Origin of the sequence: uncultured Ralstonia sp., from assembly GCA_913056305.1 — a bacterium.
Classification (GTDB): domain Bacteria; phylum Pseudomonadota; class Gammaproteobacteria; order Burkholderiales; family Burkholderiaceae; genus Ralstonia.
Map to the genome: position 1 here is coordinate 1 of CAJXMR010000050.1, position 13220 is coordinate 13220.

Consider the following 13220-nt stretch of genomic DNA (forward strand, 5'->3'; position numbering starts at 1 on the left):
TACGTCGCCTGGTTTGCCGACGAGGCCACGCGCATCTACGGCGACCTGATCCCGCAGCAGCAGCGTGGCAAGCGCATGAGCGCGGTGAAGGAGCCGGTGGGTGTGGTGGCGGCCATCACGCCGTGGAATTTTCCGCTCGCGATGATCGCGCGCAAGATCGCGCCGGCGCTGGCGGCGGGCTGCACGGTGGTCGCCAAGCCGGCGGAGGACACGCCGCTCACCGCACTGGCACTCGCTCAGCTTGCGCAGGAGGCCGGGCTGCCGCCGGGCGTGCTGAACATGATCTCCGCTTCGCGCGAGCGCGGCGTGGCGGCAGTGGCCGACTGGCTGCAGGATGCCCGCGTGCGCAAGATCACCTTCACCGGCTCCACGCCGGTCGGCAAATACCTTGCGCGCGAATCGGCGGGCACGCTCAAGAAGCTGTCGCTGGAGCTGGGCGGCAATGCGCCGTATATCGTGTTTGACGACGCGGACCTCGACGCGGCCATCACCGGCCTGCTCGCGGCCAAGTTCCGCAACGGCGGCCAGACCTGCGTGTGCCCGAACCGCATCTTCGTGCAGGCGGGTGTCTACGACCGCTTTGCGGCGCTGCTGGCCGAGCGGGTTTCCGCGCTGAAAGTCGCGCCTGCCACCGACCCCGACGCCCAGATTGGCCCGATGATCAACGCCCGCGCCGTCGACAAGATCGAGCGCCACGTGCAGGACGCCGTGGCCCACGGCGCGCGCGTGCTGACCGGCGGCAAGCGCCTGCCGGAAGTTGGCGAACACTTCTACGCGCCCACCGTGCTGGCCGATGCCAACGATGGGATGGCCCTGTGCGGCGAGGAAACCTTCGGCCCCGTCGTGCCGCTGTTCCGCTTTGTGGATGAGGCCGAGGCCGTGCGGGCCGCCAACGACACGCCGTTCGGCCTGGCCTCGTACTTCTACACGCAGGACATGCGCCGCATCGAGCGTGTATCGCGGTCTCTGGAAGCCGGCATCGTCGGCATCAACGAAGGCGCGCTCGCCAGCGAGGCGGCGCCGTTCGGCGGCGTGAAGGAATCGGGCTACGGCCGCGAGGGCTCCAAGTACGGGCTCGATGATTACCTGTCGATCAAGTACCTGTGCCAGGGTGGGTTGGCCTGAGTGCAGGCCGCTTCGGCGGCCAACGCGGCGCAAGGGGATCGGTGTGACGGGTGCATCCCACGGCGCTGGCGGTGAGGCGGCTGATCTGTGGGCTCGGCATGGCGTCCACGTCGCCAGAGAGGCCGCCCAGACGCGGCGGCCACGCCCGGCTCGCCGGGCTGTTCTTTTATCCGGTTTTACACCGATTGCTGGTTCGGCACGAAGATTGCATTTTGTCAGTCTTCCGGCGCCCGAGTTGCTGGAGAGTTCGCGTTTTCGCACGATATCGGTGCGTTTGCGTGTTTGTTGCTCAATATTCTGGCTTCGTGCGCCGACTTGGCTCGCACGCCCGCTCAACGGTGACTCAGGATGGCTGTTCAGATATCCCGTTTCAACGACGTGCAACTGCATGCCAATGCGCTTGCGGGTTGGGAGCAGTCGTATTACCAGATCACGCCAGGCCGTATAGAAAGCTCGCTGGCCCAAATCGCGGTCGACCGCCTGCATGTGTTTCGCGAGGTCTTTACCGGGCGTGTCGCCCAGTACGGCGCAGCGCCGGTGGGCTCCGTGAGTTTCGCCATACCGCTGCACGTGCCCGGCGACGCCACGCTGCAGGGGCGCAAGTTCGAGCCGCATTCACTGCACGCGCTGGTGAGCCGGGAGGATTTCGTCTTCCATGTCGCCGAGGGAATGGACACGCTGATCCTGACGGTCGATGCGGATGAGCTCGCTGAGCTGGTCGAGAGCATGCAGTCGACCTGGACTGCACATCGCTGTGGTGGCCGGCTGCTGTCGCTCGATCGGTTGTGCTATGCCCATGCCGTCCGCAGCCTGACCGATACGTTCTTCGCGGCGACGCAAAACGAGGCGATGCTCGCATCTCCCCCGGCGCAGAAGATCTTCCGGCACACCATGCTTGGCCTGCTGCTCGACGTGCTGATCGAGGAGGCGCCCAATCGCAAGACCGACCTGACGGATGCCGTGCGCTGCGACATCGTGCGCAGGAGCCGCGAGATCGTTCTTGCCGGCGGCGCCGAGTCGGTCACGGTGCTCGATCTGTGCCGCATCCTGCGGGTCAGCCGCCGCACGCTGCAGAACAGCTTCCTGCAGGTCACGAAGATGACGCCGCTGGGTTACTTGCGCGCGATCCGCCTCTCGGAGGTGCGGCGCGCATTGATGAGTTCTCCGCGCGATGCAATGTCGATCGGTGATGCGGCGGCGCGCTTCGGGTTCTTCCACCAGAGCCATTTCACCGCCGACTATAAGACGCTGTTCGGCGAACTGCCTTCCGATACGTGCCGCTTTGACGCTGCCCGTCCTTTGGTCTACCACTAGGCACGGTACGCCGCTTTGGTTGCATAGGCGACTTTCCTGCTGCCACGCCGTGCGTTGCCGATTTCGGCTAACGCCGGGCTGCTCCCGCTCCATATAGTGCCTCGGGCACCACCACGCCTGTCCGCACAGGACAGGCGACAAAGGAACGAGGAGCATATGGAAAACCAACATGCCGGAACCATCGCGATCAGCGATGAGGTAGCGTCGTTCGCCGCGCGCGAACATGGTCTCTTTATCGACGGCGGCTGGCGTGACGGACAATCGCCCGCCCGGCTGGACGTCTTCAATCCGGCAACGGGCCGGCGTCTTGCGCAAGTCGTCGATGCCGGCGCCGCGGATGTCGATGCGGCTGTCACGAGCGCCGCGCGTGCGTTCGAGCGCGGTGTCTGGCGCAACCTGCGGCCGGCGGATCGCGAACGCATCCTGCTGAAGCTCGCCGATGCGCTCGAGGCGAACGGCGAAACCTTCGCGCAGCTGGAGACGCTCAACCAGGGCAAGTCGATCAACATCGCGCGTGCGGTCGAAGTGGGTGCAACGGTCGAATACGTGCGCTACATGGCCGGCTGGGCGACCAAGATCACGGGAGAGACAATGGATGTGTCGATTCCGTTTCCGCCCGGCACGCGCTACACGGCGTACACGCGGCGCGAACCCGTTGGCGTGGTGGCCGGCATCGTGCCGTGGAATTTTCCGTTGATGATCGCAGTCTGGAAGCTGATTCCGGCGCTCGCCAGCGGTTGCTCGATCGTGATCAAGCCCTCACCCGAGACGCCGCTCACCGCGCTGTTGCTCGCGCAGCTCGCTTGCGAGGCGGGCGTGCCGCCGGGCGTGTTCAACGTCGTCACGGGCGGTGTGGAAGCAGGCGATGCGCTCGTCAAGCATCCGCTCGTCAACAAGATCTCGTTCACCGGCTCTACGCGCACCGGCAAGCTGGTCGGCACGGCGGCCGTGCAGAACATGACACGCTTCTCGCTGGAGTTGGGCGGCAAGAATCCGATCGTGATGCTGGCCGACGTGGACGTCGAGCAGGCCGTGCAGGGTGTGCTGGCCGGCGCGTTCTTCAACCAGGGGCAGGTGTGCGCCGCGGCGTCGCGCCTGTATGTGCATCGCAGTCGCTATGCGCAGATCACCGAGGCGCTTGCCGCGGCAGCGGACGCCATGAAGCTCGGGCCAGGGCTCGATCCGAGCGCGCAGATCAATCCGCTCGTATCGGCCAGGCATCGCGATACGGTGGCGCGCTATATCGAGCGCGGTCGTGCCGAGGGCGCGACGCTGCTGTGCGGCGGCGATGCGCCGGAACTGGACGGCTTCTACGTGAAGCCGACCGTGATGGCCGGCGTCGACCCGCACGCCACCGTCGTGCGCGAGGAGATCTTCGGGCCGGTGCTGGCGGCGGTGCCGTTCGATGACGCCAGCGATGCGATCCGGATGGCGAACGATACGCCGTACGGGCTCACTGCGAGCCTGTGGACCAACGATCTGAAGGCGGCGTTCAACCTGATTCCCGAGATCCAGGCGGGCACGGTTTGGGTGAACTGCCATATCCCGCTTGACCCGAGCTTGCCGTTCGGCGGCTTCAAGCAATCCGGTATTGGCCGCGAATTCGGTCGCCAGGCGATCGACGGCTTCACCGAAGTGAAGTCGGTCTGCATTGCCCATTGAAGGCGGCGCGCCGGCGTCGCGAAACCGTTGGTTTGCGGCGGCACCGCGCGATCCCGGCGCAGGACACGTTTCTGCTTGGGCAATGGCCGCAGACGCACGCTGAGGCACCATCGGCAAGCTTCAGGCGCGTGCCTTCGAACCGGTAGGTGTTGCCGCTGCTTCCAATGCAGCGGATGCCTCGAGACCTTGCGACTCCAAATGGAGCCGGCAAGGTTTTTTTTCGGCCGACTGGAATCACTCGCTGCCTTGGCGACGATCGCCTACTGGCATTCCATTTGCCAATTTCGGCTAAGGCGTAATTTTTGGTGTCTCTATATTGTCATCCAACCCATCGGGGTGTAGCCGGCAGCGAAATCGCGCATGGCGTGCTGCCCCAGGTTCATCCGGATTCAATCTTGGAAGGAGTTGGAGATGAAGCGACTGGCCAAAGCAGGTGTCTTTGCCGCACTGACCGCAATCACCGTCGCGGTGCTTGCTCAATCGTCAGGGGCACAGACGGTCACGGGGGCAGAAAGCGGGGCGAGCGCGGATGGTGCGATTCCGGCATTTGCCGGTCGCGACGTGCCCCAGGCAGGGTGGAGCCATGGAAAATTCCGTGGCGACTTCTGGAAGTACAAGAATGAAAAGCCGCTCTTGTCGATCGATGCGGCCAACGTCGACAAATATGCCGACAAGCTGACGCCGGGCCAGCTCGCCCTGTTCAAGCAGCTCAAGGGCTACCGGATGGATGTCTACCCGACGCACCGCAATTGCAGCTATCCGGACTGGGTGCAAGACAACATCAAGAAGAACGCGGAGGGCGCCAAGCTCGACGCAACGGGCGACCATCTGCAAAGCGCCGTGCTGCCCGGCCTGCCGTTTCCCGCCGCCAAGAGCGGGCAGCAGGCGATCTGGAACTACCTGACGCGCTATCGCGGTGTCGGCGCCGAGTGGCACAAGACCTACACGATGGTCTCGCCGCGCCCCGGCAGCTCCGACTGGATCTCGGTGACGAGCCGCCAGACCGAGTATTTCCCTTGGGGCAACAAGGGCGCCAATGCGCTTGGCGCAAAGGACCCGCTGTTCTCGATCTTCTACGGCTACGACTCGCCCGCGGCGATGGCCGGCCAGGCCGTGGTGCAGACCTTCCACTTCGCGGACAACCAGGCCGAGGCCTACTACTACTTCCCGGGTCAGCGCCGCGTGCGCCGCATGCCGACCTACAACTACGACGCCCCGCAGATCGGCTTCGAGAACCAATACACGGTGGATGAGCCGTGGCTTTTCAACGGCGACATCGACCGCTTCGAATGGAAGCTGGTCGGCAAGAAAGAGATGTACGTGCCGTACAACAACTTCGCGATGTACGACTTCCGCAAGAGCGTCGGTGACGTCTTCAAGAATGACATGGTCGACGCCGCGGCACGGCGCTACGAGCTGCACCGCGTCTACGTGGTCGAGGCGAAGCTCAAATCGAACATGCGGCATATCTCGCAGAAGAAGGTGCTGTACCTCGACGAGGACACCTACCTCGCGCTGGTGGGCGAAGACTACGACGCGCAGGGCAAGCTCTGGAAGACGAAGGAGGGATATCCGATCCCGCTGTGGGAGTTGGGCGGCACCTGCGACATCGAGCCCTTCACGCAGTACAACCTGCTCGCCGGCCGCTACGTGAACGACCAGACCGTGATCGGGGCCGGACAGGACGTGCACTACTTCGAGACCTCCAACGATCCGCGCTTTGCCGCGAACTACTACTCCGCCGAAAACCTGCGATCCATCAGCGAGCGCTAAAACAAACGGTACCGGCGGGACACCAGCGGGGCGCGCTGCGGGCGCGCCTCCAGAGACATAAAGAAAGGGAGGAACCACAATGAAGACGACGGGGGTCGGCATACCACTATCTTTGTCGCTGGCCGTGCTGGGCGCAGCCTCATCCAGCGCCTACGGCTACGACTTCACGACGGGCGTTGGAGACCTGACTGGCTCGCTGGTGTCCAACGTGACGGCGGGTGCGGGCATTCGCACCAAGAGCCCAAGCTGTTCGCTGACGGGCGACCCGAACGCGAACGGCTGCGGAGCCGCTGCCAACGTAGGGCAGTGGGGCGCCGGCGACATGGGTGACCTCAACTACCGGAAAGGTCAACCGTTCAGTTCGTATGTCAGCGCAACAAGCGAGCTACTGTTGACGATGCCCAGCGAGGGCTACAAGTTCATGCTGCGCGGCACCGGCATGTATGACTTTCTTGCCGGCAATACCGCGCGCACGCCGTTGTCCAGCACGGCTTCGGCTCAGGTTGTCTACAACGTGCAGCTGCTCGACCTGTGGGGTGAGAAGGATTTCAAGTTTGCCGACGAGCCTGGGCACGTCCGCCTCGGCAATCAGGTGATCAACTGGGGCGAGAGCTACTTTGCCTCGGGCGGCATCAACGCGACCAACTCGATCGATATCCAGAAGCTGCTGATCCCGGGCACGCAGCTCAAGCAGGCGCTGTTGCCCGCGCCGATGCTGAGTTTCGCCTCCGGCCTCTCGCACGGCGTCAGCACCGAAGGTTATTACCAGTTCCAGTGGAACGGCAATCGCTTCCCGCCTGTCGGCACGTTCTGGTCGGTCACGAACAACTTCGGGCGTGGTGCGGTGCCCGCAACCGCCAGTACTACCAACGGCAACCTGAGCGGCGTCGACGCCGGCACCATCGCCGGCCCGAACGCCGGCAATTCGGGCACGCTCGCGTCGGTCAATCAAGGGCTGGTGAACGGGCAGTATGCCGGGCCGCCATTCAACTCGATCGGCATCCCCGTCTCGACCATGCTGCCGCCCAAGTACAAGCCGCAATATGGTCTCAAGCTCAACTACCGGCCGAAGGATGTCGACGTCAATCTTGGCTTCTACTACGAGAGCTACACCGACAAGTCGCCTGTGCTGTCGACACTGGCCGACGGCTCGAACCAGTGGTCGTATCTGCAGAAGCGGCAGCTCTTCGGCGTCAGCGCGAACTTTGCGCTTGGCAGCTGGGCAATCGGAACGGAGCTGTCGTACCGCCCGCGGGACGCGGTGTCGTTGTCGAGCTGCTTCGGCGCGAGCGGGCCGCTCGACGCGAACACCAACGGCGTGAGCAACATCAATTGCCAGCAGTGGGTCGACAAGAAGAAGTTCCAGTACGACATCAACGGGCAGTTGAACCTCACGCAGAGCCAGTATCCGTTCCTGAAGTGGATCGGCGCGGATGCGGCGGTGCTGACCACGGAGCTGACGTGGATCTATTACCCCGGTGTGAACGCCAACGGCGTGCCGCGCACGATCAATGGCCAGGCGGTCAGGCAGGTGCCCATCGCCGGCTACTACACGTGGCTGAACAACAGTTCGGGCCTGGGCTATCCGATCACGGCCGCGCAGGGGACGGCCAACTCGGTGGGCGCCACCGTCGACTTCAACTGGACCTATGACGGCACCCTGATCCATGGCTGGCAAGTGACCCCGGGCGTGACGTTCTCCGACGCGCTGTACGGCTATACGCCGACGTTCGCGGCCAATTACCTGCAAGGGGCGAAGTCGCTGAACTTCTACGTGCTGTTCAACCAGAACCCGACGGTGTGGCAGGCCGGCATCAACTTCACGGTTTTCTACGGCGGCCATCAGACCGTTGGACAGCCCTATGCCGACCGGAACTTCGTGGGCCTGTTCGTGACCCGCAACTTCTAGTTCGGCAAGCGTGGCGAACCGGTGCGCAGCCATGCGCACCGCAGACTGACTTGAGGGATAGCGCCGTGTTGAATCGCTTTGTCATCCGCCTGGAGAAATGGTTTTTCGGGCATCGCGCGGTCGTGCTGGCCGCGATTGGCCTTTTCACTGCCGTCATGGCCGTGTTTGCCGTGCAGTTGCGCATGGAGGCCGGCTTTGAAAAACAGATGCCAATCGGCCACGAGTACATCAAGACCTTTGAGCAATATCGCGGCGACCTGTTCGGCGCCAACCGCATCACCGTGGTGGTGCGCGCGCGCGATGGCAACATCTGGACGTCGGAAGGCCTGACGCGCCTGTACAAGGCCACGCAAGCGGTCATGTTCCTGCCCAACGTCGACCGCCAGGGCGTGCAGTCATTGTGGACGCCGAACGCCTTCGTCAATGAGATCACCGAAGACGGTTTCCGCGCCGATCCGGTCATCGACGGCACCATCACGCCAGACCAGTTGACGCCCGAGGTCGTGGCGCGGATCCGCAAGGCCGCGACGGAGGGCGGGTATATCGGCACGCTCGTCTCGCACGGCCAAGACAGCGCGATGATCACGGCCGAGCTGAACGAACGTGACAGCGCCGGCAAGGTGCTCGACTATGTTGCGTTCAACCGCCTGCTCGAGAGCCAGATCCGCAAGCCGCTGGAAGATGCCGGCTACGAGATCCAGATCATCGGCTTTGCCAAGCAGATCGGCGACATTGCCGACGGCGCCACGGCGGTGCTGGGCTTCTGTGGCATCGCGCTCCTGCTGACCGCGCTGGCGGTGTACTGGTACAGCCACTCGGTCCGTTTCACGGTGCTGCCCATCGTCTGTTCGCTGACCTCGCTGGTCTGGCAATTCGGCACGCTCAAGCTGCTCGGCTTCGGCCTGGATCCGCTTGCGGTGCTGGTGCCGTTCCTGGTGTTTGCGATCGGCGTGTCGCATGGGGTGCAGCAGGTCAACTACATCGTGCGTGAGCTGTCGCATGGGCAGAGTTCGTTCGATGCCGCGCGCCAGAGCTTCAGCGGTTTGCTGGTGCCCGGCACGCTCGCGCTGATCACCGCGTTCGTGTCGTTCATCACGCTGCTCCTGATCCCGATCCCGATGGTGCGGGAGCTGGCCATCACGGCGTCGCTTGGGGTCGGCTACAAGATCATCACGAACCTGATCATGCTGCCCGTGGCCGCATCGTGCTTCAACTTCACGAAGGCCTATGCCGACCAGGCGCTGGCCAAGCGCGAGCGGCGCTCGGCGTGGCTGCGCAGCCTGGCCAGGGTGGCCGAGCCGCGCAACGCGTATGTCGTGCTTGCCCTGACGGCGTTCGTGTTCGCGGTCTCGGCCTGGCAGAGCCGCGACCGCGTGATCGGCACGCTGCAGCCCGGCGCGCCGGAGCTGCGCGCGGATGCGCGCTTCAACCACGACGCGGTCTCCATCGCCAGCAACTACGACATCGGACTCGACTGGCTGACGGTCGTGTTCGAATCGAAGGGAGCAGCTTGCGACAACCCGGCGGTCGGCGTGTTTGAAGACGACTTCGCGGCGACGATGCAGCGCGAGCCTGGGGTGGTCTCGGTGCAATCCTATCCGGCAATGCTGCGCACCTACAACGAGGGCTACAACGAAGGCAACCCGAAGATGAGCGTGGTGCCGATCGATTCCGGCAACTACGGGGCGATCTCGGCCGAGATCGGCCGGGTCAAGGGCTACATGAACAAGGACTGCAGCATGACCGCAGTGCACCTGTTTCTGACCGACCACAAGGCGACCACGATCAATCGCATTCTCGACGACGTCAAGCACTACCGTGCGACACACCAGCTCGACGGCGTCACGATCCGGCTGGCGGCCGGCAACGCCGGCGTGCTGGCCGCGACCAACGATGAAGTCGAGCAGAGCGAACTGCCCATGATGCTTTACGTCTACGCGGCCATCCTGGTGCTCGTGTTCCTCGCCTACCGCGACCTGCGCGCCATGGTGGCGTGCTGCGTGCCCCTGACGGTGGCGACGTTCATTGGCTACTGGTTCATGAAAGAGCTGCAGATCGGCCTGACGGTGGCGACGCTGCCGGTGATGGTGCTCGCGGTGGGGATCGGCGTCGACTACGCGTTCTACATCTACAACCGCCTGCAACTGCATCTGGCCAGTGGCCAGACCATCGTGAAGGCGGTCGAGCACGCGATGCTCGAGGTGGGCGTGGCGACGATCTTCACGGCGATCACGCTGGCGATCGGCGTGGCCACCTGGAGCTTCTCGGCGCTCAAGTTCCAAGCCGACATGGGCAAGCTGCTGGCATTCATGTTCATCGTGAACCTCGTGATGGCGATGACGGCGCTGCCTGCGCTCGCCGTGGTGCTCGAGCGGGTCTTCCCGCGGCGCAAGCCGGTACGGGCGCCGGGGCTGCTGAGCCACTGAATCCACTGACGACATCGAACGCAACTGGAAAGGTTTCGCAATGATCAAGAACGCAATTGCCGGCATCGTCCTGTGTTGTGCTTGCGTGAGCAGTTTCGGGCAGACGGGCGGCGGCGCAACCGTGGCGCTGCCGATCACGCCCGCACACGCGTGGGCCGATCCAACGCACGCCATGCTGCTCGATGCGGCCCATGCCGGTGCGCGCCTCGTCGCGGTCGGCGAGCACGGCATCATGCTGTTGTCCGATGACGGCGGGCGCACCTATCGGCAAGCGAAGCAGGTGCCCGCGTCCACCACGCTTTCGTCGGTCTATTTTTCCGATGCGCAGCACGGCTGGGCCGTGGGGCAGTGGGGTGTGATTCTGGCCACGACCGATGGCGGGGAGACGTGGGCCCTGCAGCGGTCAGATACGTCGATCGACCAACCGCTCTTTACCGTGTATTTCCAAGATGCCCAGCATGGCTGGGCGGCCGGCCTCTGGTCGCTGCTGCTCAAGACCGACGACGGTGGCCGCACGTGGGCCGTCGTGAAGTTGCCTGCACCGCCAGGCGGCGGTAAGTCGGACCGCAATCTCTATCGGATCTTCGCCGACCGCGCCGGCACGCTCTTCATTGCAGCGGAGAAAGGAACCGTGCTGCGCTCGCGCGATCGCGGCGCCACGTGGGAATACCGCGAAACCGGCAACAAGGGCAGTCTATGGGCCGGCACCGCAGCGACGGACGGAGCCCTGTTCGTTGGCGGGTTGCTCGGCCACCTGTACCGCAGCCGTGACGGCGGCGACACCTGGACGTCGATCGATTCGGGCGCCAGCGGGTCGATTACGAGCTTGATTGCGGCAGGCGGCCGCGTGCTGGGCGTGGGCCTGGAGGGTTTCGTCATCAGCGGCACCGGCGGCGACGAACGGTTCACGGCAAAACAGCGGATGGATCGAGCGGCACTGACCGCGCTCATCGTGCCCGACACCGCGAAGGAAAGTGCAAGCCAACCACTGCTGCTTTCGAAGGGCGGCGTCCTGAAGGCCGAATGATCCGGCGGGTTCACGAAGCGTTGTCCCTGGTGAGCTGCCGACACTCCGCCTATGCCAGCTTTGCCGATCCGGGGCGCCGGCATGCCGACGCGGCTGCGTCGGTTTGAGGTTTCCTATGCGCATTGGCAGGCGCCTCTCTGCCGTACTGGTTATCAACTGGGTTTCACCATGATTCGCGAAAATTCCGCTCCGTTTGCTGCCTTCCTGCTGCGTGTCAGCCTTGGCGTGCTGTTTGTCGCCCACGCCTTGCTGAAGATCCTGGTCTTCACGATTCCCGGCACCGTCGAGTTCTTCACCTCGCTGGGTTTGCCCGGGCCATTGGCCTACGCGGTGATCGCGCTGGAACTGGTGGGCGGGGCCGCGTTGATCGTCGGCTGGTATGCGCAGTACTTCGCGATCCCGCTGGCCATCGACCTGGCGGGCGCGATCGTCACGGTCCACGCAGCAAATGGGTGGCTGTACACCAACAAGGACGGCGGGTGGGAGTACCCGGCGTTCTGGCTGGTTTGCCTGATCGTCCTGTTCCTGCTGGGCGACGGGGCGTTTGCGCTCAAGAGCGCGCGCAAGCAAGCCTGACGAGCGAGGTGATGCGAGGCATCACCTTTGCGCAACATGAACGGCGGTCGAGGGCCTGAGCGATGGAAACCCTGCTTCCCTGCTGCGTCACGCGTTTCGAAACCGACGACGTCGACGACTTGGCCCACGGCCTGACCGTGTTCGAACAACGCTTCGATCAATTGAGCGCGGGGCGTTTCCACGGCAGGTTTGTCGAAGTCTCGTTCGGTGACGTACAGATCTACTGCGAGCACACGAACCAGTCGATTCACGAGATGGGTAGCATCCGCGCGAATGCGCGCGGGTTCGCGATTGCCGCCGAAGTGGAGGGTCGGGCTGTGTTCTGCGGCAGCTCCCTGACCGGCGGCGAACTGATGATGCTGGGAGAAGGGGAGGAACTCGACTTCCGTACGGCGCGGACCATGCGTACGGTGGGCCTTGTCCTGCCCATTGCGCGGCTTGCCGAGCTGCGATTCGATGCGCCGAAGGCCGGTGTGGGCAAGGCCGGTGTGGGCTCCGGCGTGATCTGCGCAAATCCGGCAGCCACGAGGGAGCTGCAGCAACTGATCGAGCGGATGCTTGAGACCTTCGCCGGGCGTCCAGACGGCGAGCACGAGGGGCGAATGCCGGATGCCGCGCTGGCACAGACGGCACTGGACGAACTGGAGACGGCGCTTGCCGCGCCGGCGCTGCGCGATCCGGACCGGGCGACGGGACGACCGGTCTGGATCGCGCGGCGGCGCGTGGTCGCGCGCGCGATGGCGTTTATCCACGACAACGTGACGGAGCCGATCAGCATCGGCGCGCTTTGCAAGGAGATCAACGTATCGCGCCGTACGCTGCAATACTGCTTTGAGGACGTGCTCGGCGTGGCGCCGCTCACCTATCTGAAAGCGGTGCGCCTGAACGGCACGCGGCGCATGTTGAAGTCATCGCGCACGCTTGCGCTGGGCGTCGGGGACATCGCCGCGCAATGGGGGTTCTGGCACCCGTCGCATTTTCGCGAGGACTATCACCGCATGTTCGGCGAGTTGCCCTCCGCGACGCGACGGCGCGCTCAGACCACCGCGAAGTAGTGCTTGGTGAACCGCTCCGATAGGATCTCCCACGCGATCGGCGTGCCCTTCTCGATAAACCAGCTGTCGCCGACTTTGTAGTGGACCGCTTCGCCGGTGCGCTCGTTGCGCAGCACGCATTCCCCTTCGACCACCGTCGCCTGTTCGCTGAACGGGTAGGTCATGTTGAACTTGCCCTTCGTGCACGCGAAGTAGCCGGCGCTGACGGGCGAAGTGGGCGTGCCGAAGTGCACCTTGCCGAAGGCCTTTACCTCGCCTTCGAGGATCGTCGAACCCAGATCGGCAACAGTGCCCCATGCGTCGAGGTCTGGCGGAAACGTACCGAGTTTGATGCTATGCATTGATGTCGACTC

Annotated in this window: 10 protein-coding genes; 9 read left to right on the forward strand and 1 reads right to left on the reverse strand. The window is 64.3% G+C overall.

The genetic code is table 11. The features are described from left to right. From QZ609_RS10750 to QZ609_RS10790, 9 genes are all read left to right on the forward strand, one after another. Positions 1-1125: NAD-dependent succinate-semialdehyde dehydrogenase (locus QZ609_RS10750; protein WP_295494138.1), on the forward strand; the 1125-nt coding region annotated here is incomplete at its 5' end. Positions 1126-1473: 348 nt separating this feature from the next. Beyond that, on the forward strand, positions 1474-2439 hold the full coding sequence (locus tag QZ609_RS10755; protein WP_295494139.1) for a helix-turn-helix domain-containing protein: 966 nt from the start codon (positions 1474-1476) through the stop codon (positions 2437-2439). A 156-nt stretch (positions 2440-2595) separates the two neighbouring features. Next, positions 2596-4101, forward strand: a complete 1506-nt coding sequence (locus tag QZ609_RS10760; protein WP_295494140.1) for an aldehyde dehydrogenase family protein — start codon at positions 2596-2598, stop codon at positions 4099-4101. Between the two features lie 411 nt (positions 4102-4512). Next, entirely contained in the window at positions 4513-5874 is a 1362-nt protein-coding gene (locus tag QZ609_RS10765; RefSeq protein ID WP_295494141.1) for a DUF1329 domain-containing protein, read from the forward strand. Positions 5875-5953: 79 nt separating this feature from the next. Beyond that, the gene (locus QZ609_RS10770) at positions 5954-7783 is read left to right on the forward strand and encodes a DUF1302 family protein (RefSeq protein ID WP_295494143.1); all 1830 of its coding nucleotides are present in this window, start codon (positions 5954-5956) and stop codon (positions 7781-7783) included. A gap of 65 nt (positions 7784-7848) precedes the next feature. After that, a complete protein-coding gene (locus QZ609_RS10775; RefSeq protein WP_295494145.1) occupies positions 7849-10209 on the forward strand; it encodes an efflux RND transporter permease subunit in 2361 nt (786 codons plus the stop codon). 40 nt (positions 10210-10249) lie between these two features. Beyond that, positions 10250-11236 (forward strand): YCF48-related protein, encoded by a 987-nt coding sequence (locus QZ609_RS10780; protein ID WP_295494147.1) that lies wholly within the window; start codon positions 10250-10252, stop codon positions 11234-11236. 168 nt (positions 11237-11404) lie between these two features. After that, positions 11405-11812 (forward strand): DoxX family protein, encoded by a 408-nt coding sequence (locus tag QZ609_RS10785; protein WP_295494149.1) that lies wholly within the window; start codon positions 11405-11407, stop codon positions 11810-11812. A gap of 62 nt (positions 11813-11874) precedes the next feature. Beyond that, positions 11875-12867 (forward strand): helix-turn-helix domain-containing protein, encoded by a 993-nt coding sequence (locus tag QZ609_RS10790; RefSeq protein ID WP_295494151.1) that lies wholly within the window; start codon positions 11875-11877, stop codon positions 12865-12867. Here QZ609_RS10790 and QZ609_RS10795 read toward each other — a convergent pair. After that, positions 12849-13208, reverse strand: a complete 360-nt coding sequence (locus QZ609_RS10795) for a cupin domain-containing protein (protein WP_295494152.1) — start codon at positions 13206-13208, stop codon at positions 12849-12851. The two genes, QZ609_RS10790 and QZ609_RS10795, sit on opposite strands and share 19 nt — an antisense overlap. Positions 13209-13220 lie beyond the last annotated feature (12 nt).